This window comes from Kitasatospora sp. NPDC001261, from assembly GCF_042896795.1.
Classification (GTDB): Bacteria; Actinomycetota; Actinomycetes; order Streptomycetales; family Streptomycetaceae; genus Kitasatospora.
The window spans coordinates 95,781-118,785 of record NZ_JBIAXP010000033.1 but is presented as its reverse complement, the minus strand read 5'-3'; the positions used below and the strand labels follow the sequence as shown (position 1 = coordinate 118,785).

The following is a 23,005-nucleotide window of genomic DNA, read 5'->3' as shown; positions in this document are numbered from 1 at the left end:
GACACCCCTGTGGTCATTGGAACTTCCACAGCTGGCTCGCGAGGTCGTCGGTGCAGGTGGTCATGGTGATGGGCTTGCCCCGCGCGCCGGCGGTCATGCAGTTGGTGCCGTCACGCATGGTGTACCCGCCCGAGGCGGCGGGCTGTACGGTCCACCGGTACGCGAAGTCGAGGCCGTTGCCTAGGGTCACCGCGTTGTTGAAGGGGACGCCCGTGACCAGGCGGTAGCCTCCGGAGTTGCAGGCGTGGTACTCGTTCCAGTTGTCGTAGCTGACGACCCAGCCGTACTGCGTGGCGCCGCCCAGGACGACTGGGTTGCTCGCGTTCAGGTTGTCGTTGGCCAGCCCGATCGGCAGGCCGGACTGGACGCCGATGATGCGCGTCCAGTTGGTTCCGCCGCACTCCGCGGGGCGGGCCGGGGACTCCGGTGGCGGGGCGCTGCTGCCGCCGGGCTGTGCGGTGGTCCCGCCGGGGGAGTTCTGCGGCGGAGGCTGCGGGGCGGGGTTGTTGGTCACCGGGGGCTGCGGGGCGGGGTTGTTGGTCGCTGACTGGCGGGGCTGGGTGCCCCCGGTCTGTCCGGCGGTCGTGCCGCCGCTGTTGGCGCCTCCGTTGTTCGCGCCTCCGCCGTTGCCGCCGTTGCCCGCGTTGCCGCCGGAGGAGGCCGGCGGCACGGGCTGTTGCTGCTGCGGCGTCTGCTGGTCGGGGGTGGTCCCCGGCGGCTGGTCGCCCGGCGGGGTGGCGGCCGGGGTGTCGACGGGCGCGGTGCTGTCCGGGACACCGGTGCCCCTGGGCGGCGGGGCGGTCACGGCGGTGGTCGACCGGCTTCCGGGCGCGGCGTCGGCGCTGAACGGGTTGCGGTCGACCAGCAGGGCGCCCGCCGTGCCCAACGAGACGATGACCGGGATGATCACCGGCACCAGCAGGCGGCGCCGCCGCGAGCGGCGGCTCTGCTCAGCCGTCTGCTGAGGGTCCGCCTGGACGACCGGGGACACCTTCACGACCAGTTCGGCTGAGGGGACCGGCTCGCTCCGCGGAGCGGGGCCCGCACCGCCCGCCCTCGGAGCGCTCTTCCACAACCTGACCGGCCGCTGTGCGGCCTCACCGACCGGCAGTCCGACCGCCGCTCGTGCCGCCGCCGCCATCTCGGCGGCGCTCTCGTACCGGTCCTCCGGCGCCTTCGACAGCGCCTTGGCGACCAGCGCCCGGACGGCCGGCGGGAAGGTGTCCGGCAGCTCCGGCGCCGGCTCGTTGACGTGCTTGTACGCGACCTGCATGGCGCGTCCGCCCTCGAACGGCAGCTTCCCGACCAGCAGTTCGTAACAGACGACCCCCATCGAGTAGAGGTCGGCGGCGGGTGTGACGGGGTTGTCGGGAGAAGGGTCGACCTGTTCGGGGGAGGCGTAGGAGGCGGTGCCGATGAATCCGTTCGACGTGGTGAGTTTGGAGTCGGCGATCGCCAGGGCGAGGCCGAAGTCGGCGACGAGCACGGCGCCGTCCTCGCGCACCAGCAGGTTGGACGGTTTGACGTCGCGGTGGACGATGGCGGACTGGTGGACGGCCTGGAGGGCGTCCAGTGCGGTGGCCACCATGGCCAGGGCCCGCTCGGGCGGCATCGGCCCTTCGTCCTTCTGCACCGCGCTGAGCGGCCGGCCCTCGACCAGGTCCATCACGATGTAGGCGTAGCGCGGGCCGGTGCCGGCGCCCTTCGGGCCGTCGGTGCCGTCCGTACTGTCGGTGCTCTCCGTGCCGTCGGTGCCCTCCGCACCGCTCTCCCCGTAGTCGTGGACGCCCACGACGCCCGGGTGGCCGATTCCGGTGACGGCCTTCGCCTCCCGGCGGAAACGCTCGGTGGCGGTCGGATCCTCCAGCAGGCCCGGGTTGAGCACCTTGACGGCGATGTCCCGTTCCGTGACGGCGTCCCGGGCGCGCCAGACCGTCCCCATCCCGCCGCGGCCGAGCTGCTCCAGCAGCCGGTACCGGTGGTTGAGGACGGTGTCCTTGTCGATCATGCCCCTACCCCCTGGTGTGTCATGACCCCGCCCCCGGAAGGGCGTCGGTGCACAGTGTGTGCCAGACGGCGAGGCAGCCTCAATGGTCTTTTTACACACGGGGGTTGAATGTTTCGGAACTGTCGCGCGGGGCGGCTCCGGCCGGGCAGGGAGCCGGATCCCGCAAGGACACCCCGGGGTGCCTGGCTCGTGGCGGAGCAGCGCCGCGCGGCCCCGGCCGGAGGAAAACCGCGGGACAGCCCGGGCCGGTCTCCGGTACGAAGACCCGGTGAGACTGCGAACGAAGATCCACCGGGTGCGGCTCGGCCGGGACGAGTACCGGGTGGTCACCCCGGCCCGGCCGCCCACCGGGGCCCTCCTGTACGCCGGCCCGGGCAGCACGTACATGCACCTGCACCTCGACCGGCAGGGCGCCGAGGACCTGGCCACCGCCTGGGCCCTGGCGGCCCGCTCCCGGCGCTCCCTGGTGCACCTGCCGCTGCGGGCCAACGCCGGTCCGGCCGGGCTGGGCGACGTCCCGTCCGAGGACCGGCTGGACCTGCTGCTGGTCCACCACAGCCTGGGCTTCCCCGCGTCGCGCTGGAAGGAGGTCCGGGCGCGGCTCGGCGCCGGGACGCCGCACACCGTCGACCTGCCGGTGACGGACTTCCCGTCCGACGAGGAGATCGACTACGAACGCCACCGCTTCGCCGGCTGGCGGGACCGGCTCCGCTTCTCCGGGGCCGCCCACACGCTGGTGGTCACCGGCAGTCCCACGGCCTTCCGCTGGTCGGGCTCCCAGCTCCACGAGTTCACCCGCGAGGCCCCCGGGTGGCGCTTCGGGTGGCGCCCCGACGAGCACTACTGCATCGAGCTCGACCACGAGGGCTGGGGCTCCGGGCGGGCGGCCAAGGGCGTTCCGGCGAGCCTGCACATCGTCTACGCCCACCGCTGGCAAGCCGGGTGAGCAGGAAGTCGGCCCGGCCGACTTCCTGCTCCGCCCCGCCTCACTCCTTGGGCGCGAGCGGGGTCAGCGGCAGTGCGACCCGGCTCTCCCAGGCCTGCTCCAGTGCACGGGTGAACGTCTCCGCGGGCTGGGCGCCCGAGACGCCGAGGCGCCGGTCCAGGACGAAGAACGGCACGCCCGTCGCCCCCATGGCGCTGGCCGTGGTCTCGTCCTCGCGCACCGCCTCCGCGTAGGCCTCCGGGTCGGCCAGGACGGCCGCGGCCGCCTCGCCGTCCAGCCCGGCCTCGACCGCCAGCTCGACCAGCCGGCCCTCCTCGAAGGCCGACCGCTCCTCGGCGAAGTTCGCCCGGTACAGCGCGTCCAGCAGCTGCCCCTGCCGGCCGTGCTCCTCGGCGAAGTGCAGCAGCCGGTGCATGTCGAAGGAGTTCGCCGCGTCGCGCCCCTCGCGCAGGTACGGCAGGCCCTCGGCGTGCGCGTTCTCGGCGATCCGGGCCTCCGCCGCCTCGGCCTGCTCCAGGCTCATCCCGTACTTGGCGGCGAGCAGCGGTACGACCGGACGGGCCTCGTGCGGCGCCCTCGGGTCCAGCTCGAAGGAGCGGTGGACGACCTCCACCTCCTCGCGGTGCGGGAATACCGCCAAGGCCTGCTCGAACCGGGCCTTGCCGATGTAGCACCAGGGGCAGTTGATGTCGGTCCAGATCTCCACGCGCACGGCGCCGCACTCCTTCCAGCCTCGCGGGGACCTCCCGCGCCTGCTCCTGCCGGAACGCCTCCGTCCACCTGAATATTTCTCTCACTGAACTATTCGGGCCGGCCGGTCGGCGACCCCCTGCCTCAGCGCCGGTCCCAGGCCTCGCGCTGGGCGGGCACCGTGGGGATGACGGCGACGGCCTCGGCGTAGTGGCCGTGCCTGGTCAGGATCTCGGCAACCGCCAGGTGGGCCTCGCGCTCGGTGGACGACCGGAGCAGGTCGAGGGCCTCGTCCGGCCGGCCGTCCAGATCCAGCAGCCAGGCCAGCGTGGTGTCCCACTGGCCGGGCTCCCGCTCGCTCAGGGCCCGCGCCCCCGCGATGCCCTCGGCGTAGCGCCCGGCCTTCGCGAGCAGGCGCAGCCGGGTGTAGCCCAGGACGTCGGCATGCGCCTCGACGTACGCGGCGCCGAGGCCGTCCACGAGCTCCAGAGCCCGCTCCGGGCTGCCCGCCCTGATCAGCAGGTCGATCGCCTCGTGGAGGAGGTTCCCTTCGGCGTCCTCGTACGTGGGCCGTCCGACGTCGACGACCTCGTCGAGGCGTCCCTGGCGGGCGAGGAAGGCCATGAGGCGTCGGCGAGTGCGCTCGCCGTCTGTTGCCAGGGCCTCGTGGAGGACGGCTTCGGCCTCCCGGACCCGCCCCTGCTCCTCCAGCGCGTCCGCGTACCGGTTCAGGGCGAGCTCCGTGTGCTCGCCGGTGGCCAGCTCGCGCAGCTGCTCGGACCGGCCCTGGTCGGCGAGGAGGTCGGCGTACCGCCAGGCGATGCGCGGGACGACCGGCAGGACCGTGCCCAGCAGCCGGATCGCCTCGTCCGCCCGGCCCATGCGCTCCAGGACCCAGCTGTACTTCAGCAGCGCGTCCGACGGCTGGTGCCGGCACTCGCGCCGGTCCCCGGCCGCGGAGCACCGGCAGTCCGCCGTGCCGCCCAGGGCCCGCTCGGCGCACGGGGCGAGCAGTTCCAGGACGCGGGCGTCGCGGTCCTGCCCCCTGGTCAGATCGACCAGGGACTCCAGGATCCAGGGCTCCCCGAGGTGGGGCGTGAGCACCTCGATGGCCTCGTCCACCCGCCCGGCCTCCACCAGCGCCCCGGCGAACCAGCGGCAGTCGAACGCCGACTCCAGGCCGGCCGCGTCCGGACGCACCAGCGCCAGCCCCTCCTCGATCCGGCCCTGCCGGACCAGGATCGAGGCGGACTCCCGTACGGCGAACGGCCAGCCGACCGCGACGAACGGCTCCAGGACCGTCAGGGCCCGTTCGAACTCCCCCGCCTCGCACAGCTCACCGACCGCCACCTCGGCGCAGAACCACTCACCGCGGTCCCGTGCGGTCTCGATCAGCAGCTCCAACTGCCCCTGTCGGGCCAGGTATTCCGCCATGGCGGGCTCTATCCCGCCGTCGAACTGCCGCTGCCACGCGAGATCGTCAAGATTCACCGGGCCAGGCTAGGCGACGGGGCGACGTCCTGCCCGGAGATCATCGACGGATGCCCGAAACCTTCGTTGACCTGGGATTCGTCACCGCGCCCTCCGGGGTGGTGGTGCTCGGCATGGCCACCTGGATCGACTACTGGCGGGAGCTGGGGGATCCGTTGCCGGTGCGGGCCGCGGCGGCGGCGAAGACGGGAGGCGGTCACCTGCGGGACGAGGAGTGCGAGGCGGTCGCCGTCCCGGCCGCCGCCGACCGGCCGCTGGCGGTGCGGGCCACCACCGAGCCCTCGGCCTTCGACGAGGAGCCGACGATCGCGACGCTGGAGATCGCCCTCGGCCTGCCCTGGCCGGAGGGTGCGGAGGGCCCGGTGCTGCTCGGGGACCTGCCGGTCGACCGGAGCGGCATGATGGTCGGCGACGCCGTCGGGCTGGACGCGTGGACGAGCCTGGACGACGAACCGGCCGACGGGCTCGCCGACCTCTCCTACTGGGGCCGGTACGAGCAGGAGGCGCACGAGCGGTTCGGCGGCGAGCGGATGCGCTCGTACGAGGGTGACGGGGGCCGGTACGGGTGGCTCGACCTCCCGGTGGCGGAGGCGGTCGCGCTGGAGGCCGAGATCGGCGCTTGGCGGGGCGGCCTGCCCGGCAGGGGAGTGGCCACCATGGTGGAGAAGCACGTCGACTACTTCACCTTCCGGCGGGCCGGCCTGCACCACCCGCTGCACGTGGGCGCGATCGAGGTCGGCGGCTGCCAGGTGCTCGGGATCGACTGGTGCCAGGGCGACCACGCGGTCCGGCACCACGGCGGGCGGGACTGGGGCCAGGCCTTCCCGGTCACCCTCGAAGCCGACGGGGCGGGCGGGACGGTCCTGCGCTGGACCATCCCGCCCTACGGCGAGGACGAGGACGAGGACGAGGACGAGGGAGACGCCTGAGGGAGGAGGCCCGCCGTGTCCGGCTACGGGGCCGGGACCCAGCCCGGGACGGTGGGCAGCACCGTCTCGGCGAGCCGGGTCAGGGTCGCCTCGTCGGGTGTCAGGCCGTCGTCGCGGAAGACGACGACCTCGAAGGCCCGTCCGCCGGGTGCCGCCGGGTCCTGGGCGACGACGATGTTCCGCGTGGCGGGGCCGAGCTTCCCGCCGGGGATGACCGATGTCGCGTTGGACCAGTAGGTCGCGGCGGGGTGGCCGAGGACGGTGGCCGGCCAGGTGTAGACCCGCCGCATGTCGCGCGTGTCCTCGAGCGAGGTGCTGCTGTCCAGCAGGCTCACGACGGTGTGGGTGAGCCGCACCTCCGCCATGACGTCCGTGCCGAAGGTGATCGGCGCCGGCTGCGCGACGGTGACGCGGTCCTCGGGCGTGCCCAGTAGGGCCGGGAGGTCGGGGCGGTTGAGCGCCGCGCAGAGCGCCGGGTAGCCCGGCTTGTCGGTGGGGCGGGGCGCGGCGCACTCGGCCGGCTTTCCGGGGCCGCCCGGCTCGTGCCCCGGCTTCGGGAGGTGGAGGAACCCCAGCCCCCACAGGCCGCCCAGGAGGGCGACGGCCAGGGCCGCCGCGGCCGCCGTCCGGAGGCCCGGTCGGCCGCCGCGCTTCCGGGCGCCGGTGCCGGTGCCGTCGGCGGTGCCGGTCGTCGCGTCGCCGTCGGTCGTTCCGGCGATGTCGGCGATGTCGGCTGTGTTTGCGGCGTCGGTGGTGTCGACCGCGTCGGACGCCATTCCTGGATCCCCCCGTTCGAGTGGCCCGCCCCGGGCACCCGAGGGCCCCATGAGCCGGGCCGATGGTAGCGCCGGCCGTGGTGTCGGGCGGATCAGGCCCGGGCCGACCGGTTCTCCGCCGTCGGGTCCCAGAGCCCGGCGGCCTCGCCGCGCTCCAGGTGGTCGGCGTAGACGGCGGTCTTCCAGGCGATCAGTGAGCGGCACTCCTCCAGCTCCCGGATCCGCTCGTCGACCCGTTGCCGGTGGGTGTCGAGCAGCCGCAGCCGTTCGGCCTCGTTGCCCGGGCCCTGCCGGACCAGTTCGGCGAAGCGGCGCAGGTCGGCGAGCGGCATGCCGGACTCGCGGAGCCTGACGCAGATCTCCAGCCACTGCACGTCCAGCACGGCGTACCGCCGTCGCCCGCCCGCCGTGCGCCGCACCGGGCCGACCAGCAGCCCCTCGCGCTCGTAGAAGCGCAGGGCGTGCACGCTGAGCCCGGTGCGTTCGGCCACCTCGCCGATGCTGAGTTCCGTCATGTCGTCAGAGCATAGGAAGAACGCGGGAGCCGGGCTTGATCTAGACCGCGCTCCACTTCCTACGGTCATCGCCATGACCACCACTCAGCTCCAGCGCCAGCAGCAGCCGATCGGCTCGCCCTTCTCCGCCGCCACCGCCGCCGAGGAGGTCCTGGCGGGCCTCGACCTCTCCGGCCGCACCGCCGTCGTCACCGGCGGCTACTCCGGCCTCGGCCTGGAGACCACCCGGGCGCTGGCCGCCGCCGGGGCCGAGGTGATCGTCCCGGCCCGCCGCCCGGACACCGCCCGCGCCGCGCTCGCCGGAACCGGGAGCCGGATCGTCCCGATGGACCTCGCCGACCCGGCGAGCGTCCGCGCCGCCGCCGGGCTGGTCCGCGAGACCACGGACCGCCTCGACCTGCTGTTCGCCGTCGCCGGGGTCATGGCCACCCCCGAGCGGCGCGTCGGGCCGGGCTGGGAGGGGCAGTTCGCCGCCAACCACCTCGGGCACTTCCTGCTCGCCTGCGAGCTGTACCCGCTGCTGGCCGCCGCCCCGGACGGCGCCCGCGTCGTCGTCAACAGCTCGGCCGGGCACTTCCTGACGGACATCCGGCGGCACGACCCGCACTTCCGCACCGGCTACGACAAGTGGCTGGCGTACGGCCAGTCCAAGACCGCCAACGCCCTGTTCGCGGTGCACCTCGACGCGCTCGGACGGGCGGACGGCGTCCGGGCGTTCGCGCTCCACCCCGGGAAGATCATCACCGGGCTCCAGCGGGAGATGACCCGGCAGGAGCAGGTCGAGCGCGGCTGGGTGGACGAGCGGGGCACCGTGATCGGCGCGGACTTCAAGTCCCCTTCCCAGGGCGCCGCCACGGGCCTGTGGGCGGCCACCTCGCCGCTGCTCGACGGCCTGGGCGGGCTCTACCTGGAGGACTGTGAGGTCGCGCGCCCCGCCGGCCCGGACACCCCGATGGACGACGGCGGCGTCCGCCCGTACGCCGTCGACCCGGACGGGGCGGCCCGCCTCTGGGAGCTCTCGCTGGCCGCGACCGGCGCCACCCCGGTGCCCCGCTGAGCCGCCGAACGCGGAGCGGGAAGTCGGCCCGGCCGACTTCCCGCTCCACGACGGCCCGGAGGCGTCAGGCGGTCAGCTCGGGGCTCCACGTGACGCCCACGTTCCCGGCGCCCCAGTTGACGATGAGCTGGGTCTGGTAGACGTGGCCCGGGGTGGGGTTGGGGACCTGCGTGCCGACGTAGTGGGACCAGCCGAGCCCGCAGCCCGCCATCGTGTCCCACCGGTAGCCGGTGCTCCGGTCGTACAGGACCAGGTCGACCGTGCAGTTGGAGTTCGCGAAGTTGGTGTACGCGTCGGCGACCAGGGTGCTCCCGTTGACGCTGACGCACGCCTGCTGGGTGCTGCCGTTGCAGCCGCCGCCCGACGCCGCGAACGCGTTGCCCGCGCCGCCGACGGTGAACGTGCCGGCCAGTGCGGCGGTTGCCAGGGCCAGTGTCGACGCCCGTGCGATCCGCTTCGTGATCATTTTCAGCTCCTCGGAGGGGGCCGGCCCCGGTGGCCGGCAGGTGATCACGGTCGGGGTGGGGCGTGGACAAGCGGTCGACGGGCGGTCGACGTTCGATGAACGGGCTGATCGGCCGCACCGGGACCCCGCGCACCGGGCGGCCGAGGCGCCCGTCAGCAGGAGAGGTTGCCGCCGCCCACGTCGGTGCCCAGGACGCCGACGAACTGCTTGAAGAGGTTGATCCGGTCGTTGCGCTGGTCCGGGTTCTTGCCGTCGCACTCCAGCGCGCCGTTGATGGTGCGGATGGTCTCGCCGAAGCCCTTGTTGTTGACGATGGCGTCGTGCGCCGTCATCCGGCCGGCGCCGTTCTGGGTGTTCCAGAACCAGAGCGCGGTCTTCCAGGACGTCGCCGGGTTCTTCTCGACCTGGTACGGGTCGTGCAGCAGGTCGATGCCCAGGGCGTCGCCGGCCGCCTTGTAGTTGAAGTTCCAGCTCAGCTGGAGCGGCCCGCGCCCGTAGTACGCGGACTGCCCGGCCGGACAGCCGTACGGCTGCGAAGTGTCGCAGTAGTGCGGGTAGTTGGCGGTGTTCTGCTCGACGATGTACTTCAGTCCGCCGGTCTCGTGGCTGACGTTGGCCAGGATGGCGGCCGCCTCGCGCTTGCGGGTGGCGGTGTCGCCGGTGGTGGTGAACTTCGGGTAGGCGCCCAGGGCGTCGGTCAGGCCCTTGTACGTGTAGAAGGCGTTCCGGTTCGGGAACATCTTGTTGAACTGGGCCTCGCTCACCACGAAGGAGCCGGCGGCCGAGGCCGGGGCGGTCTGGCCGGCGACGGCGAGGGTGCTGAGCACGGCGGCGGAGGCCGCCAGCGACAGGGTGCGGGAAAGCTTCATCGGTTTCCTCGTTCCTCGGGTTTCCTTGGCGGGGGCGGCACTTCGCTCGCGAGGACTCGCGACGGCTCGGGACGGTTCGCGGGGACGCGCAGATTCGCGCAAAAGGTCGCAAAGATCCGCGAAGAGTCGCGAAGGGTCTCGACAGCTCGCGAAGGTTCGCGAAGGGCCTCCGCCATCCTGGCGGGCGGAAAGCGTCAAATATGTCCAACGGAGGTCTAAACCACTCGTACGGGTCGTATCCGATCCGGTCGTTGGACGCCGGCCGCCCTCGGGGTGATCACCGGGCTGTCGGTCGTACCGGATAGCCTCCTTCCGAGTCGGACGGCACAACCGGGGGAGCAGGGGCGCATGAGCGGTCACACCGACGACGAGGGCGCCGAGCGCCTGGCCGCCGAGGGGGAGGTCGCGGTCGCCCGGCTGGCGATCGACTCCGGGGACCTGACGCACGCCGCCGAGCACCTCGGCGACGCGATCCTCGCCGCCCCCCAGCTGCCCGAACTGCACGAGGCGCTGGCCGAGTTGTGCGCCGCGGCGGGCGGCCCGGCGGCGGCCCGCGAGCTGTTCCCGCTGGACGGCCGGGTGTACCTCGGCACGGCGGTCTGCCGGGCCCACGTGGAGGCCGCGGCGGGGGACTGGAACGCCGCCGTCGGACTGCTCGCCTCCGCCATCCAGGCCGAGCCGGCCCGCCCCTGGGCGCACGCCGCCTGGCTCGCCCGCGAGGACCTGCCCGGCCTGGTCGACCCGGACGCCGTCGCCCAGGCGGTGGCCCGCGCGACCGGCGCGCTGCCCGACCCGCTCCCGGCCGAACCGGCCGAAGCCGTACGGCCGTTCCACGACTTCGTGCAGGCCGTGCTGGACCGCCACGGCGACCACGTCCTGCTGCTGGCGATGGCCTCCGGCCTGACCCGCCGGCTCGGCGACACCGCCCGCGCCGTCGAACTCGCCGACCGGGCGCACCGGTCGGCCCCCGGCTACCTGCCCGCCGTGATGCTCGGCAACGCCCTGCGCTCGGCCGGCCGCCCGGAGCAGGCGCTCGCCGTCTGGGAGGCCGAACTGGAGCGGGTCGCCCCGGACCTCGACGACTCCAACAGCTACCTCGCCGTCGACGTCGCCGAGTTGTACGGCGCGCTCGGCCGCCCCGCCGAGGGCCTGCCCTGGCTGGACCGGGTGCTAGCCGCGGTGCCCGACCACCCCAAGGCCGGCCCGGCCCGGTACGGGCTGCGCCACGCCCTCGACGGCGACCCGGCGCACCTGCTCGCCCTGGCCGACCACCACCGCGCCCACCCCGAGCACGGGTACGCCCAGGAGCTGCTGGAGCGGCTGAGCCACCGGGAGCCCTGGCTCGGCCTGGTCTCCGGCGCCACCGAGGCCACCGTCAACGTGCTGCACCAGGTGCTCGCCGCCGCCGACACCAGCCGCGACACCGAGATCGAGTGCACGGCCTCCACCGTGGAGCCGCCCAGCTCGGTGCTGGCCGTCCGGCTCGCGCTGCCGCGCTCCACCGTCCGCTACCAGGCCGTCGGCGAGCCCGACCCCCGGCTGCCGCTGACCGAGCCCACCACCCGGATCTGGGCCTGGGACGGCACCGACCCGCGCCCGGCCGTCGACCCGCCCGCGCCGCAGAGCGCCGAACTCGTCCGGGCCACCGCCGAGATCTTCTGGCCGACCGTCCCCGCCGCCTACGACCACGCCGTCCGGCTGGCCGGACTGCCGCTGGACGACCTGCTCGGCGTCCTGGTCCACCCGCCGGTGCCGCGCGAGGACGACCTCGGCCGCGCCCTGCTCGCCCACCAGCCCGAACTCTGGGTGCGGGCCGTCCAGGTCTTCGCCTGCCTCGGCATCGCCCACCACCGGGCCGACCAGCCCTGGGAGGGCTCCGAGCGCCGCCGGGTGCTGCGCGACCTGCTGCTCGGGCCGGAGGACTGGGTGGTCGAGGCGGCCGGCTTCGCGCTGGTCGCGATCGGCTGGACGCAGCCGCGGACCAGGGCCGACATCGCCGAGCTGCTCCGGCAGCGGCTGCACCACGGCGCCCGGGCCCGCCGCACCCGGGCGGTGACGATCCTGCGCTCGCTGTCCGCGCTGGTGCTCGCCGCGCCCTGGACGTCCGCCGAGGACCGCGCGCTCGCCCGCCACCTGACGGCCCGGGAGGACGCCGCCGACGCGGGGGCGGAGCCGGAGCCGCAGGAGTCGGAGCCGCAGGCCGCGGAGCCGCAGGCCCCGGCAGCGGCGGCCGCGGAGGAGGAGCCCCGGCGCGGCCGGCTGCGCCGCCTCTTCGGCCGGGGCTGATCGGCCGGGGCTGAGGCTCAGAGGGCCTAACCCACCCCGGGCAGCGGCTCCTGGTCGACGTCGTACCGGGCGACCCGCTCCGCCGGGTCCCGGCACTCCGGGCCCAGCCGCAGCATCCGCGACTCCGGGTCGTGCAGCGGCCGGTGGCAGCGGCGGCAGGTCACCCGCGGGCGGAGGGTCTGCGCGGTGTCCGTCCCGGGGAGCGTCTCGGGCTCGGCCGGTCCGGAAGGGCCGGGACGGCCGGGAGGGGTGGTCGGGCTGGTCATGGTGAGACGGTAGCCGTCCGCGCCGTCAGGGCCCCCGGCCGGTGCGTGAAACGATGGCCCCATGGCCACCGACCGCAGCAGCGCAGGAGACCCGGCCCGCACCCTGGCCCTGCTCTGGGGGCTCACCGCCGAGGAGAAGCCCGGCCGGCGCGGGCCCCGGCAGGCGCGCTCGACCGGCGAGATCGCCGCCGTCGCGATCGCCCTCGCCGACGCCGAGGGCGTGGACGCCGTCACCATGCGCCGGGTCGCGCAGGAGCTGGGCCTCTCCCCGATGGCGCTCTACACCTATGTGCCGGGCAAGGCCGAGCTGCTCGACCTGATGCTGGACACCGTCTACGCCACGATGCCCCGCAGCACCCCGGCCGGGGAGGGCTGGCGCGCCCGGGTCACCGCCGTCGCGGACGACAACCGGGCGCTGCACCGCGCCCACCCGTGGGTCGCCGCCGTCTCCACCAGCCGCCCGCCGCTCGGGCCCGGACTGATGGCCAAGTACGAGTACGAGCTGCGCGCCTTCGAGGGCACCGGGCTGCCCGACGTCGACCTGGACGCCGCGCTGACCCACCTGCTCGGCTTCGTCCAGACCTGCGCCCGGATGGCCGCCGACGAGCGCGCCGCCCGGCAGGACAGCGCGATGACCGACGAGCAGTGGTGGGCCGCCAACGCCGACCTGCTCGCCCGGGTCTTCGACGCCGAGCGCTACCCGGTCGCCGCCCGGGTCGGGGCCGCGGCCGGCGAGGCGCACGGCGGCGCGTACAGCCCGGACCACGCCTACGCCTTCGGCCTGGCCCGGGTCCTGGACGGGCTCGCCGCCCTCGTCGCTGAGCGGTAGCCGAGGCCGGCAGCCCGCCCGATCACCGAGGGGAGGCGGCCTCACCGCAGGGCGGCGGCCCGTCCGTCGTACCCCTGGCGCGCCGCCTCGACCTCCGGCACCCGCCGCTCCGACCAGTGCGCCAGCGCCGCGACCAGCTCCGCCGCCTCGCGCCCCAGCGGGGTGAGGCTGTAGTCGACCCGCGGCGGGATCACCGGGTGCGCCTCGCGCAGCACGAAGCCGTCCCGCTCCAGCGTCTGGAGGGTCTGGGCGAGCATCTTCTCGCTGACCCCGGTGACCTTGCGGCGCAGCTCGCTGAACCGGTAGCCGCGCTCGTTCAGCGCGCCCAGGACCAGCACGCCCCAGCGGCTGGTGACGTGCTCCAGCACGCCCCGGGACGGACACATCCGGTCGAAGACGTCGGCGGGTGGCAGCCCGCCGGCCTTCATCTCGCTTACCTTCATGTCAGTACCCTACTTTGAAGTGCGTACTTTCGAAAGGTTAGTGCCACCCCTAGGGTGAGTTCCGAGGCCAGAACCGCAAAACGTAACCCCGAGGAGCTTCACCATGTACGTCGTCACCGGTGCCACCGGCCAGCTCGGCCGTCTCGTCGTCGAGGGCCTGCTGGCCCAGGTCCCCGCGAGCGAGGTGGCCGTCGCCGTCCGCTCCGCCGAGAAGGCCGCCGACCTGGCCGCGCGCGGCGTCGCCGTCCGCGTGGTCGACTACGACAAGCCGGAGACCCTGGCCGGCGCCTTCGCCGAGGGCGACCGGGTGCTGCTGATCTCGGGCAGCGAGGTCGGCCGCCGGATCCCGCAGCACCGGGCCGTGGTGGAGGCCGCCAAGGCCGCCGGGGTCGCGCTGCTCGCCTACACCAGCATCCCCGGCGCGGCCACCTTCCGGCTGGCCGACGAGCACAAGGCGACCGAGGAGCTGATCCTCGCCTCCGGGCTGCCGCACGCGTTCCTGCGCAACGGCTGGTACACCGAGAACTACCTGGGCGACGCGGCCGGCACGGTGGCGCGCGGCGTGGTGCTCGGCAGCGCCGGGGACGGGCGGGTCGCCACCGCCCCGCGCCGGGACTACGCGGACGCGGCGGTCGCCGTCCTGGTCGGCGAGGGCCACGAGGGCCGGGTGTACGAGCTGAGCGGCGACGCCGCGTGGAGCCTGCCCGAGCTGGCCGCCGAGCTGGCGAAGGCCTCCGGCAAGCCGGTCGGGCACCGGGACGTCACCCCGGCCGAGCACCTGGACGCGCTGGTCGGCGCGGGCCTGCCGCAGGGCTTCGCCGAGGCCCTGGTGGACGTGGACGCGGGCATCGCGCGCGGCGAGCTGGCCGGCACCCCGGGCGACCTGGCCCGGCTGATCGGCCGCCCGACCGTCCCGCTGGCCGAGTCCGTCCGTACGGCCCTCGACGCCTGAGGCGACGGCTCCCGACCCCCGGGGCACCCGCCCTGAGCTCCCGGAACTCCGGACGGGTCCGGCATGCAGGCAATGTCATGACCAAAATCCGGAAACGGAGATGACAGTCGCCCCTCCCGCCCGCTACCGTCGCCATCGACACACGCGCGCGGGAGGGCACTCGGCCATGGCGGGAACAGACCAGCAGGACAACGGCCGGGGCCTCTGGTACGGCGTCGCCGCGTACGGCATCTGGGGCCTCTTCCCCCTGTTCTGGCCGCTGCTGGAGCCGGGAGCCGCGGACGACATCCTGGCCAACCGGATGGTCTGGTCCCTGGTCGCGGTCGTCCTGCTGCTGGTCGCCCAGCGGCACTGGGGCTGGATACGCCCGCTGCTGCGCCAGCCCCGCCGGCTCGCCATGCTGGCCGGCGCGGCCACCGTGATCTCGGTCAACTGGGGCGTCTACATCTGGGCCGTCAACGCCGGCCACGTGGTCGAGACCAGCCTCGGCTACTTCATCAACCCCCTGGTCACCATCGGCTTCGGCGTCCTGGTGCTCAAGGAGCGGCTGCGCGGCGCCCAGTGGACGGCGGTGGGCATCGGCGCCGCCGCCGTCGCGGTGCTGTCCGTCGCGTACGGGCAGCTGCCCTGGATCGCGCTCACCCTGGCGCTCTCCTTCGCCACCTACGGCCTGCTGAAGAAGCAGGTCGGGCTGAGCGGCCTGGAGAGCCTGGCGGCCGAGAGCGCCTTCATGTTCCCGTTCGCCCTCGGCTACCTGGTCTACCTGGAGGTCAGCGGGCGCGGCACCTTCGGGCACACGGTGGCCGGCTCGTACGGCTGGGGGCACTCCGGGCTGCTGATGCTCAGCGGGGTGATCACCGCGATCCCGCTGCTGTTCTTCGGCGCGGCCGCCGTCCGGGTGCCGCTGACGGTGCTCGGGCTGCTGCAGTACCTGGCGCCGGTGTTCCAGTTCCTGATCGGCGTCGCGGTGTTCCACGAGTCCATGCCGCCCGCCCGCTGGGCCGGCTTCGGCCTGGTCTGGGTCGCGCTCGCGCTGCTCACCTGGGACGCGCTGCGCCAGGTGCGGGCCGACCGCGCGGTGCGGGCCGCCGCGGCGGTGCCGCAGCCCGCCCCCGCGGCGGCGGCCACCCCCGCGGCCGCCCCGGAGGCCGTCACGCGCTGATGTCCCGGCTGGTGAAGCGGGACCAGGCCGCCGAGCCGAACACGGCGACGTAGGCGGCCTGGAGGCCGAGGTCCTTCAGCACCCCGTCCCAGTACATCGGCGCCCGCAGCAGGTCCGCGAAGCTCAGCCAGTAGTGGGAGAACAGGAACGGACTGACGGCGTGCAGCTGCGGGAAGACGTCCAGGATCTGGACGGTGACCACCAGCCCGACGGTCGCGGCCATCGCCGCGATGCCGCTGCCGGTGAGCGTGGAGACGAACAGCCCGATCGCCACCAGCCCGGCCAGTGAGGCCGCGACCACCAACGCCACCAGCAGCGCGCGCAGCAGCGCGTCGCCGAGGCCGATGGTGTCCCCGGAGATCAGCGTGACCCGGCCGAGCGGGAAGAGCAGGGCACCCGCGGCCAGCGCCGTCACCGCGACCGCCGCCGTGGCCGCCAGGCAGAACACCAGCCCGGCGGTGAACTTGGCGGCCAGCAGCCTGGTCCGCCCGGCCGGGGCGACCAGCAGGTAGCGCAGCGTCCCGGCGGCCGACTCGCCCGCCACCGAGTCCCCGGCGACCACGCCGACCGTCATCGGCAGGAAGACCGGCAGCGCGACCGCGAGCGCCGTGAAGACCAGGAACAGCCCGTTCTGCGTGGTCTGCGCGATGAAGCTCGGACCGCCGCCGCCCTGGTGCGGACTGTCCGTGTTGAGCTTGACCACCACCCCGATCAGGATCGGCAGCGCCGCCAGGATGCCCAGCAGCACCTTGGTGCGCATCCGGCGGAAGGTCAGGTGCAGCTCGCTGCGGAACAGCGCCAGGAACCCGGCCGCCGTCTGCGGCCGCCGGCCGGTCGTCAACGGCAGCGTCCCGCCCTCGGCCGGTGCCTCAGCCCGCGACATCGAAGCCCTCCCCGGTCAGCGCCACGAAGGCGTCCTCCAACGTGCCCCGCTCCAGCCCGAAGCCGTGCACCCGCACCCCGGCCCCGACCAGCGCCGCGCACAGCCTGGGCAGCGCCTCCTCGTCCAGGACGCCCGGCTCGCCGTCCACCCGGTCCTCGCCGGGCACCAGGGCGGTGACCCGGTGGGCCGCCAGCACCTCCGCGGCCCGCGCCACGTCCGGGGTGCGGACCACCAGCCGGCCCTGCGCCCGGGCGGCCAGCTCGGCGACGGTGCCCTGCACCACCAGCCGGCCCCGGGACATCACCGCGGCATGGGTGCAGACCTGCTCGATCTCGTCCAGCAGGTGCGAGGAGAGGAACACCGTGGTGCCCTCCGCCGCGACCTCCCGGACCAGCGTCCGGATCTCCCGCATGCCCTGCGGGTCCAGCCCGTTGGTCGGCTCGTCCAGCACCAGCAGCTCGCGCGGCTGGAGCAGCGCGGAGGCCAGGCCCAGGCGCTGCTTCATGCCCAGCGAGTACGCGCGTGCCTTCTTGCCCGCCGCGGCGCTCAGACCGACCCGGTCCAGGGCCGTGTCGACGCGCCGGCGGCGGGTGCGCGGGTCGGCGGTCGGGTCGGCGGCGTCGAAGCGCACCAGGTTGTCCCGTCCGGTGAGGAAGCCGTACAGGGCCGGGCCCTCGATCAGCGCGCCCACCCGGGGCAGCACGGTGGCGACGGACTGCGGCATCGACTCGCCGAGGACGGTGGCCGCGCCCGAGGTGGGGGCGATCAGGCCCATCAGCATCCGGATGGTGGTGGTCTTGCCGGAGCCGTTGGGGCCCAGGAAGCCGAAGACGGAGCCGCGCGGCACGGCGAGGTCCAGGCCGTCCACGGCGAGCTGGCCGCCGCGGAAGCGCTTGGTCAGGCCGCGGGTCCGGATGACGTCGTCGGAAGCCGAAGGAGTGGGAGTCGAAAGAGCGGTAGGAGCGGTAGGAGCGGTAGGAGCGGGCACGGGCGCGGGGGCCGGGCGCGACGCGGCGCCCGGACCCCCGGCCGGCTCCGTAACGTCCCCCGTTACGGGAGCCTGGGTCATCCGTCAGTTCACCCCGGCGGCGTGCTGGAGGACCGGCAGGGTCACCGCGCCGGCCAGGACCCGGCCGTCGTCGGTGAGCAGGACGTTGAGCACCTTGGTGCTCACCAGGGTGCCGCCGGCGACCGGCTTGCCGAGCGACTTCACCATCGACTGCGGGTTCAGCGACTGACCGGCCCCCGCCCCGTGGCCGCCGTGCTTGCCGCCCTTGGCGTCGCCCTTCGGCGCGCCGTCCGCGGCCCCGTCCACCGCGGCGGGCAGCCGGGTGGCGAGGACCGTCGTCCAGCCCTCGCCGATCACGTCGAGGCCCTCGGGCGCCCCGGCGTCCAGGTGCTCCCGGGCGTCGCCCGGCGCGCCCTTGGCCGCGTCCTGCGCCTTCTGCTCCGTCACCTTGGCGCCCTTGGGGGCGGTGAAGTCGAAGGTCTTGGCGTCCGGCCGGGCGAAGGACACCTGGGTGAAGCGGACGTTCAGCACGGTGCTGCCGTCGATGGACTTCACCGCCACCGACAGCGGCACCCCGTTGTCGGCGGCCACCGCGATCCGCACCTCGGCGAGGGTCGAACCGGACTGGGTGGGCTTCACGCTCAGCTGGTAGGCGTTCTGCCCGGCCACCTTGGCCGTCCCGGCGACGGTCACCGAGGTGGTGCCGGCGCTCGCGGCCAGGAACTGCTTGGCGGCCTCCTGCGGGGTGGTCGGCAGCTCGGACAGCGGCGTCTTGGCGTGCTCCTGGTCGGCGGCCCGACCGGTCATGTGCACCGCGGAGTTGGACGAGCTGTCCCAGGCCCAGGCCTGGTCGCCGTTGCGGACCATGGAGTAGCCGGCCATCTTCTCCAGCACGTCCACCCGTTGGCGGTCCGGGCCGTCCACCGCGATCCGCAGCGTCTGGTCCCCGCCGAGCAGGCCGAGCAGCTTGGACTGCGGGTCGGCGGTGGAGCCCCCGCCGTCACCGCCGTGCCCGCCGACCGCCCCGCCGAGGCCGGCGGCGCCGCTCAGCAGCTGGCCGGGCACGCCGAGGTCGGTCGAGATGGCGACCGACCCGGACAGCGCCTGGGTCTCGGAGCCGAGCACCTTGACGACCAGCTGCTCCGCGCTCACCGCCGGCAGGTCGGGCGCGCTGTCGGCGGCCAGTGCCGGGACCAGTCCCACCCCCGCGGCGATCGCGGCGACCACCGCCACCGGCACCCCGGCGCGCATCAGTACGCGCCGTCGGGAGCGGTACGGCGTACCGGCGTCCAGATCGTCCCCCGCCGCCTTCTCATTGGTCATGGCGTCCTCAACTCCTCCGCGAACACGTGTGGTTGGCCTTGCCCTTCCATTAGAGGCCGCCGCGCCGCCGCCGTCATCGCCCTGTGGGGCCAGATCGGGTTGACCTTCGTGGGTACGCCGACCCTGATGCCGCCTCAGGGTTGCATCCACCCGCGGTACCACCCCTGGCGTAGGGTCGCGCCATGGACGGAACCGCCACGGACTCCAGCACCCCGCCGACCGCGAACGCGATGCGCCGCGCCCTGCGCCGCGCCCGGGACGGCGTCGCCCTCGACGTGACCGAGGCCGCCGTGCTGTTGCAGGCCAGAGGCGAGGACCTGCTGGACCTCTGCGCGAGCGCCGCGAGGGTCCGCGACGCCGGACTCGAAGCGGCCGGCCGCCCCGGCGTCATCACCTACTCCAAGAGCGTCTTCATCCCGCTCACCCGGCTCTGCCGCGACAAGTGCCACTACTGCACCTTCGCCACCGTCCCCGGGAAGCTGCGCCGGGACGGGCACGGGATGTTCATGTCCCCGGACGAGGTGCTGGAGGTGGCCCGCCGCGGCGCCGAACTCGGCTGCAAGGAAGCCCTGATCACGCTCGGCGACAAGCCCGAGGACCGCTGGCCCGAGGCCCGCGAGTGGCTGGACGCGCACGGCTACGACGACACCATCGCCTACGTGCGCGCCATGTCGATCCGCATCCTGGAGGAGACCGGCCTGCTGCCGCACCTCAACCCCGGGGTGCTGGGCTGGACGGACTTCCAGCGGCTCAAGCCGGTCTCCGCCTCGATGGGCATGATGCTGGAGACCACCGCCACCCGGCTGTGGAGCGAGCCCGGCGGCCCGCACTTCGGCTCCCCGGACAAGGAACCGGCCGTCCGGCTGCGGGTGCTGGAGGACGCCGGGCGCAGCTCCGTCCCGTTCACCAGCGGCCTGCTGATCGGCATCGGCGAGACGCACCAGGAGCGCGCCGAGTCGCTGTTCGCGCTGCGCAGGGTCTCCCGCGCCTACCACGGCGTCCAGGAGCTGATCCTGCAGAACTTCCGCGCCAAGCCGGACACCGCGATGCGCGGCATGCCGGACGCCGAACTGGACGAGCTGGTGGCCACGGTGGCCGTCGCCCGGCACCTGATGGGCCCGGCCGCCTGCCTCCAGGCCCCGCCGAACCTGGTGGACGGCGAGTACGAGCGGCTGATCGCGGCCGGCGTCGACGACTGGGGCGGGGTCTCCCCGCTCACCCCCGACCACGTCAACCCCGAGCGCCCCTGGCCGCAGATCGAGCGCCTCGCCGAGCGCTCGGCGGCGGCCGGCTTCGAGCTGCGCGAGCGCCTCGCCGTCTACCCCGAGTACGTGCTGCGCGGCGAGCCCTGGCTGGACCCGCGGGTGCTGCCGCACGTGCGCGCCCTGGCCGACCCGGCCACCGGCCTGGCGAACCCGGACGCCGTCGTCCGCGGCCTGCCCTGGCAGGAGCCCGAGGACCTGCCGGAGTCGTACGGGCGCACCGACCTGCACACCGCCGTCGACACCGAGGGCCGCACCGGCGACCGCCGGGCCGACTTCGAGGACGTGTACGGCGACTGGGAGGTGCTGCGCGAGCAGGTGCTCGCCAAGGGCGCGCCCGAGCGCCTCGCCGGGGACCTCCGGGAGGCCCTTGCGGTGGCCGCGGACGACCCGGCGCGGCTGACCGACGACCAGGCGCTGGCCCTGTTCCACGCGGACGGCCCGGCCCTGGACGCGCTCTGCCGGATCGCCGACGACGTCCGCCGGGACGCCGTCGGGGACGACGTCACCTACTGCGTCACCAGGAACATCAACTTCACCAACGTCTGCTACACCGGCTGCCGCTTCTGCGCCTTCGCCCAGCGGCGCACCGACGCGGACGCCTACACCCTCTCCCTGGAGCAGGTCGCCGACCGGGCCGCGCAGGCCTGGGAGGTGGGCGCCACCGAGGTCTGCATGCAGGGCGGCATCCACCCGGACCTGCCCGGCACCGCCTACTTCGACATCGCCCGCGCGGTGAAGGAGCGGGTGCCCGGCATCCACGTGCACGCCTTCTCGCCGATGGAGGTGGTCAACGGCGCGACCCGCACCGGGCTGTCGATCCGGGACTGGCTGCAGCGCGCCAAGGAGTCGGGCCTGGACACCATTCCGGGCACCGCCGCCGAGATCCTCGACGACGAGGTCCGCTGGGTGCTCACCAAGGGCAAGCTGCCGGCCGCCACCTGGGTCGAGGTGGTCACCACCGCGCACGAGCTGGGCATCCGCTCCTCGTCCACGATGATGTACGGGCACGTGGACACCCCGGAGCACTGGCTCGGCCACCTGCGGCTGCTCGCCGGGATCCAGCAACGGACGGGCGGCTTCACCGAGTTCGTGACCCTGCCGTTCATCCACACCAACGCCCCGGTCTACCTGGCCGGCATCGCCCGGCCCGGCCCGAGCGCCCGGGACAACCGCGCGGTGGTCGCGATGGCCCGGCTGCTGCTGCACCCGCACATCCCCAACATCCAGACCAGCTGGGTCAAGCTGGGCGCCGAGGGCGCGGCCGAGATGCTCCGCTCGGGCGCCAACGACCTCGGCGGCACGCTGATGGAGGAGACCATCTCGCGGATGGCCGGCTCGGCGTACGGGAGCTACAAGTCGGTGCGCGACCTCCAGGCGATCGCCGAGGCGGCGGGCCGCCCGCACCGCCAGCGCACCACCACCTACGGCGAGGTGCCGGCCGAACGGCGGGCCGCGGCGCTGGCCTCGGACGGGCACCTGCCGGAGCTGCTGCCGGTGCTGGACTGAGGCCCGCGACGGTCCCGGCCGCCGCCCCGGCCGCCGTACGGGCGGCGGCCGGGACGGGGCGGTGAACTCCCGGGGACGGGTGCGCCGAAGTCCGGGGGACGGGGCCGGTCCGACCGGCTCTTCGAATACAGTGCGAGGGCGCGCGCCCGGCCGAGCGTCGCGCGGACCCCCACACGCCCGAGGAAAGGCGCCCCGTCGTGATGCCACTGTGGTCACGCGCCCAGCAGCAGGACTACCGCAGCCGGGTGCGGGGCTGTCTGCTCGGCGGTGCCATCGGCGACGCGCTCGGAGCCGGCGTCGAGTTCGAGTCGCTGGAGAAGATCCGGGCCCAGCACGGCCCGCAGGGCGTCACCGGCTACGTCCCCGCGTACGGGCGCACCGGCGCCGTCACCGACGACACCCAGCTCAGCCTCTTCACCGTCGACGGACTGATACGCGCCCACATCCGGCGCGACACCGGCAGCTGGCACCCGCCCACCGACCTGCACCTGGCCTACCTGCGCTGGGCCGCCACCCAGCGCGACTGGGGCCCGGACGAGCGCCGCCCCGACCTCGGCTGGCTCGGCCGCGAGGAGTGGCTGTACGCCCAGCGTGCCCCCGGCCAGGGCTGCCTGTCCGGCCTCAGCGGGGCCCACGCCGAGCGGCTCGGCACCCTGGAGGCCCCCAAGAACCCGCACTCCAAGGGCTGCGGCACGGTGGTGCGGGCGGCGCCCTTCGGACTGCTCACCACCTGGGAGCCGGGCCTGGTGTTCCAGCTCGCGGTGGAGTGCTCGGTGCTCACCCACGGCCACCCCACCGGCTACCTCGCGGCGGGCGCGCTCGCGGTGATCGTCCAGTCCGTCGCCCGCGGCGGCACCCTGGAGGAGGGCGTCCACCTCGCGCTCGCCCTGCTCTCCGAGCGGTCGGCGCACGAGGAGACCACCGCGGCGCTGCGGGCCGCCCTGGACGCGGTGCGGGCCGGCGAGCCGTCCGCCGAGCGGGTCGAGGCGCTGGGGGAGGGCTGGGTCGCCGAGGAGGCGCTGGCGATCGGGGTCTACTGCGCCCTCGTCGCGCACGACGTCCGCTCGGGCCTGCTGCTCGCCGTCAACCACTCCGGGGACAGCGACTCCACCGGCGCGATCTGCGGCAACCTGCTCGGGGCGCTGCACGGGGACACCGCGCTGCCGCCGGGCCTGCTGGCCGGGCTCGAAGGGCGCGGGGCGATCCTCGAACTCGCCGACGACTTCGTGATGGAGCTGGTGCACGGCACCGAACTGCACGACCGGCGGACCCCGGAGGGCGCCAACTGGACCACCCGCTACCCGGTGGCGGGCTGAACCGGGGCCTTGGGTGCC

21 protein-coding genes are annotated in these 23,005 nt (G+C 74.4%); 9 read left to right on the top strand and 12 right to left on the bottom strand.

Going from position 1 to position 23,005, the window contains the following annotated elements; translation table 11 throughout:
- Positions 1 to 13: 13 nt before the first annotated feature.
- Positions 14 to 2,008 carry a protein kinase gene (locus ACFY4B_RS35235; RefSeq protein WP_387974734.1) on the bottom strand — a complete coding sequence of 665 codons (1,995 nt, stop codon included), beginning with the start codon at positions 2,006 to 2,008 and terminating at the stop codon, positions 14 to 16.
- Positions 2,009 to 2,276: 268 nt separating this feature from the next.
- Here ACFY4B_RS35235 and ACFY4B_RS35230 point away from each other — a divergent pair, with 268 nt between their 5' ends.
- Positions 2,277 to 2,954 (top strand): hypothetical protein, encoded by a 678-nt coding sequence (locus ACFY4B_RS35230; RefSeq protein ID WP_387974732.1) that lies wholly within the window; start codon positions 2,277 to 2,279, stop codon positions 2,952 to 2,954.
- A gap of 40 nt (positions 2,955 to 2,994) precedes the next feature.
- On the opposite strand, the gene ACFY4B_RS35225 is transcribed toward ACFY4B_RS35230, so the two are convergent.
- Both ACFY4B_RS35225 and ACFY4B_RS35220 read right to left on the bottom strand, forming a co-directional pair.
- Positions 2,995 to 3,666: a DsbA family oxidoreductase gene (locus tag ACFY4B_RS35225; RefSeq protein WP_387974729.1), complete on the bottom strand. Its 672-nt coding sequence runs from the start codon at positions 3,664 to 3,666 to the stop codon at positions 2,995 to 2,997.
- Between the two features lie 122 nt (positions 3,667 to 3,788).
- A complete protein-coding gene (locus ACFY4B_RS35220) occupies positions 3,789 to 5,135 on the bottom strand; it encodes a tetratricopeptide repeat protein (protein ID WP_387974726.1) in 1,347 nt (448 codons plus the stop codon).
- A 50-nt stretch (positions 5,136 to 5,185) separates the two neighbouring features.
- Between ACFY4B_RS35220 and ACFY4B_RS35215 the strand changes: the two genes are divergently transcribed.
- Positions 5,186 to 6,064, top strand: coding sequence for a hypothetical protein (locus ACFY4B_RS35215; RefSeq protein WP_387974723.1), 879 nt, complete (start codon positions 5,186 to 5,188; stop codon positions 6,062 to 6,064).
- A 23-nt stretch (positions 6,065 to 6,087) separates the two neighbouring features.
- Here ACFY4B_RS35215 and ACFY4B_RS35210 read toward each other — a convergent pair whose 3' ends face one another.
- Together ACFY4B_RS35210 and ACFY4B_RS35205 are read right to left on the bottom strand one after the other, a co-directional pair.
- Positions 6,088 to 6,840: a DUF6215 domain-containing protein gene (locus tag ACFY4B_RS35210; protein ID WP_387974720.1), complete on the bottom strand. Its 753-nt coding sequence runs from the start codon at positions 6,838 to 6,840 to the stop codon at positions 6,088 to 6,090.
- Positions 6,841 to 6,932: 92 nt separating this feature from the next.
- A complete protein-coding gene (locus ACFY4B_RS35205) occupies positions 6,933 to 7,355 on the bottom strand; it encodes a MerR family transcriptional regulator (protein WP_049658924.1) in 423 nt (140 codons plus the stop codon).
- Positions 7,356 to 7,428: 73 nt separating this feature from the next.
- Here ACFY4B_RS35205 and ACFY4B_RS35200 point away from each other — a divergent pair, with 73 nt between their 5' ends.
- On the top strand, positions 7,429 to 8,412 hold the full coding sequence (locus ACFY4B_RS35200; RefSeq protein WP_387974718.1) for an oxidoreductase: 984 nt from the start codon (positions 7,429 to 7,431) through the stop codon (positions 8,410 to 8,412).
- Between the two features lie 64 nt (positions 8,413 to 8,476).
- Here the strand turns inward: ACFY4B_RS35200 and ACFY4B_RS35195 are convergent, their stop codons facing one another.
- A complete protein-coding gene (locus tag ACFY4B_RS35195) occupies positions 8,477 to 8,878 on the bottom strand; it encodes a hypothetical protein (RefSeq protein WP_049658920.1) in 402 nt (133 codons plus the stop codon).
- A 152-nt stretch (positions 8,879 to 9,030) separates the two neighbouring features.
- Complete coding sequence (locus tag ACFY4B_RS35190) at positions 9,031 to 9,747, bottom strand: chitinase (protein ID WP_049658918.1); 717 nt, start codon at positions 9,745 to 9,747, stop codon at positions 9,031 to 9,033.
- A 348-nt stretch (positions 9,748 to 10,095) separates the two neighbouring features.
- On the opposite strand from ACFY4B_RS35190, the gene ACFY4B_RS35185 reads away from it, so the two are divergent.
- On the top strand, positions 10,096 to 12,033 hold the full coding sequence (locus tag ACFY4B_RS35185) for a hypothetical protein (RefSeq protein ID WP_387974715.1): 1,938 nt from the start codon (positions 10,096 to 10,098) through the stop codon (positions 12,031 to 12,033).
- A gap of 26 nt (positions 12,034 to 12,059) precedes the next feature.
- Here the strand turns inward: ACFY4B_RS35185 and ACFY4B_RS35180 are convergent, their stop codons facing one another.
- Positions 12,060 to 12,299 carry a DUF6011 domain-containing protein gene (locus ACFY4B_RS35180; protein WP_049659733.1) on the bottom strand — a complete coding sequence of 80 codons (240 nt, stop codon included), beginning with the start codon at positions 12,297 to 12,299 and terminating at the stop codon, positions 12,060 to 12,062.
- Positions 12,300 to 12,360: 61 nt separating this feature from the next.
- Here ACFY4B_RS35180 and ACFY4B_RS35175 point away from each other — a divergent pair, with 61 nt between their 5' ends.
- Positions 12,361 to 13,128: a TetR/AcrR family transcriptional regulator C-terminal domain-containing protein gene (locus ACFY4B_RS35175; RefSeq protein WP_074001250.1), complete on the top strand. Its 768-nt coding sequence runs from the start codon at positions 12,361 to 12,363 to the stop codon at positions 13,126 to 13,128.
- A gap of 41 nt (positions 13,129 to 13,169) precedes the next feature.
- On the opposite strand, the gene ACFY4B_RS35170 is transcribed toward ACFY4B_RS35175, so the two are convergent.
- The gene (locus ACFY4B_RS35170; RefSeq protein WP_074001251.1) at positions 13,170 to 13,571 is read right to left on the bottom strand and encodes a helix-turn-helix domain-containing protein; all 402 of its coding nucleotides are present in this window, start codon (positions 13,569 to 13,571) and stop codon (positions 13,170 to 13,172) included.
- A gap of 103 nt (positions 13,572 to 13,674) precedes the next feature.
- On the opposite strand from ACFY4B_RS35170, the gene ACFY4B_RS35165 reads away from it, so the two are divergent.
- The gene (locus tag ACFY4B_RS35165; protein WP_049659738.1) at positions 13,675 to 14,523 is read left to right on the top strand and encodes an SDR family oxidoreductase; all 849 of its coding nucleotides are present in this window, start codon (positions 13,675 to 13,677) and stop codon (positions 14,521 to 14,523) included.
- Between the two features lie 166 nt (positions 14,524 to 14,689).
- Positions 14,690 to 15,685 carry an EamA family transporter RarD gene (gene rarD / locus ACFY4B_RS35160; protein WP_387974711.1) on the top strand — a complete coding sequence of 332 codons (996 nt, stop codon included), beginning with the start codon at positions 14,690 to 14,692 and terminating at the stop codon, positions 15,683 to 15,685.
- On the opposite strand, the gene ACFY4B_RS35155 is transcribed toward rarD, so the two are convergent.
- The 3 genes from ACFY4B_RS35155 to ACFY4B_RS35145 are packed head-to-tail and all read right to left on the bottom strand — an operon-like array spanning position 15,675 to position 18,900.
- Positions 15,675 to 16,568: an ABC transporter permease gene (locus ACFY4B_RS35155; protein ID WP_387974709.1), complete on the bottom strand. Its 894-nt coding sequence runs from the start codon at positions 16,566 to 16,568 to the stop codon at positions 15,675 to 15,677. The genes rarD and ACFY4B_RS35155 overlap by 11 nt on opposite strands.
- Positions 16,555 to 17,637, bottom strand: coding sequence for an ABC transporter ATP-binding protein (locus ACFY4B_RS35150; protein WP_082346009.1), 1,083 nt, complete (start codon positions 17,635 to 17,637; stop codon positions 16,555 to 16,557). Before ACFY4B_RS35150 ends, ACFY4B_RS35155 begins: the two co-directional genes overlap by 14 nt.
- Before the next feature lie 3 nt (positions 17,638 to 17,640).
- On the bottom strand, positions 17,641 to 18,900 hold the full coding sequence (locus tag ACFY4B_RS35145; protein ID WP_387974705.1) for an outer membrane lipoprotein carrier protein LolA: 1,260 nt from the start codon (positions 18,898 to 18,900) through the stop codon (positions 17,641 to 17,643).
- 182 nt (positions 18,901 to 19,082) lie between these two features.
- On the opposite strand from ACFY4B_RS35145, the gene ACFY4B_RS35140 reads away from it, so the two are divergent.
- Complete coding sequence (locus ACFY4B_RS35140; RefSeq protein ID WP_375875992.1) at positions 19,083 to 21,671, top strand: bifunctional FO biosynthesis protein CofGH; 2,589 nt, start codon at positions 19,083 to 19,085, stop codon at positions 21,669 to 21,671.
- A 200-nt stretch (positions 21,672 to 21,871) separates the two neighbouring features.
- Entirely contained in the window at positions 21,872 to 22,987 is a 1,116-nt protein-coding gene (locus ACFY4B_RS35135) for an ADP-ribosylglycohydrolase family protein (RefSeq protein WP_049656224.1), read from the top strand.
- Positions 22,988 to 23,005: the final 18 nt, after the last annotated feature.

What these genes read in the sequence shown, in the direction of transcription:
- ACFY4B_RS35170 (WP_074001251.1), bottom strand. Translation starts at nt 13,571, where the DNA reads ATGAAGGTAAGCGAGATGAAGGCCGGCGGGCTGCCACCCGCCGACGTC.
- ACFY4B_RS35205 (WP_049658924.1), bottom strand. Translation starts at nt 7,355, where the DNA reads ATGACGGAACTCAGCATCGGCGAGGTGGCCGAACGCACCGGGCTCAGC.
- ACFY4B_RS35190 (WP_049658918.1), bottom strand. Translation starts at nt 9,747, where the DNA reads ATGAAGCTTTCCCGCACCCTGTCGCTGGCGGCCTCCGCCGCCGTGCTC.
- ACFY4B_RS35215 (WP_387974723.1), top strand. Translation starts at nt 5,186, where the DNA reads ATGCCCGAAACCTTCGTTGACCTGGGATTCGTCACCGCGCCCTCCGGG.
- ACFY4B_RS35135 (WP_049656224.1), top strand. Translation starts at nt 21,872, where the DNA reads ATGCCACTGTGGTCACGCGCCCAGCAGCAGGACTACCGCAGCCGGGTG.
- ACFY4B_RS35165 (WP_049659738.1), top strand. Translation starts at nt 13,675, where the DNA reads ATGTACGTCGTCACCGGTGCCACCGGCCAGCTCGGCCGTCTCGTCGTC.
- ACFY4B_RS35175 (WP_074001250.1), top strand. Translation starts at nt 12,361, where the DNA reads ATGGCCACCGACCGCAGCAGCGCAGGAGACCCGGCCCGCACCCTGGCC.
- ACFY4B_RS35195 (WP_049658920.1), bottom strand. Translation starts at nt 8,878, where the DNA reads ATGATCACGAAGCGGATCGCACGGGCGTCGACACTGGCCCTGGCAACC.
- ACFY4B_RS35180 (WP_049659733.1), bottom strand. Translation starts at nt 12,299, where the DNA reads ATGACCAGCCCGACCACCCCTCCCGGCCGTCCCGGCCCTTCCGGACCG.
- rarD (WP_387974711.1), top strand. Translation starts at nt 14,690, where the DNA reads ATGGCGGGAACAGACCAGCAGGACAACGGCCGGGGCCTCTGGTACGGC.
- ACFY4B_RS35185 (WP_387974715.1), top strand. Translation starts at nt 10,096, where the DNA reads ATGAGCGGTCACACCGACGACGAGGGCGCCGAGCGCCTGGCCGCCGAG.
- ACFY4B_RS35155 (WP_387974709.1), bottom strand. Translation starts at nt 16,568, where the DNA reads ATGTCGCGGGCTGAGGCACCGGCCGAGGGCGGGACGCTGCCGTTGACG.
- ACFY4B_RS35150 (WP_082346009.1), bottom strand. Translation starts at nt 17,637, where the DNA reads ATGACCCAGGCTCCCGTAACGGGGGACGTTACGGAGCCGGCCGGGGGT.
- ACFY4B_RS35235 (WP_387974734.1), bottom strand. Translation starts at nt 2,008, where the DNA reads ATGATCGACAAGGACACCGTCCTCAACCACCGGTACCGGCTGCTGGAG.
- ACFY4B_RS35200 (WP_387974718.1), top strand. Translation starts at nt 7,429, where the DNA reads ATGACCACCACTCAGCTCCAGCGCCAGCAGCAGCCGATCGGCTCGCCC.
- ACFY4B_RS35145 (WP_387974705.1), bottom strand. Translation starts at nt 18,900, where the DNA reads ATGACCAATGAGAAGGCGGCGGGGGACGATCTGGACGCCGGTACGCCG.
- ACFY4B_RS35210 (WP_387974720.1), bottom strand. Translation starts at nt 6,840, where the DNA reads ATGGCGTCCGACGCGGTCGACACCACCGACGCCGCAAACACAGCCGAC.
- ACFY4B_RS35140 (WP_375875992.1), top strand. Translation starts at nt 19,083, where the DNA reads ATGGACGGAACCGCCACGGACTCCAGCACCCCGCCGACCGCGAACGCG.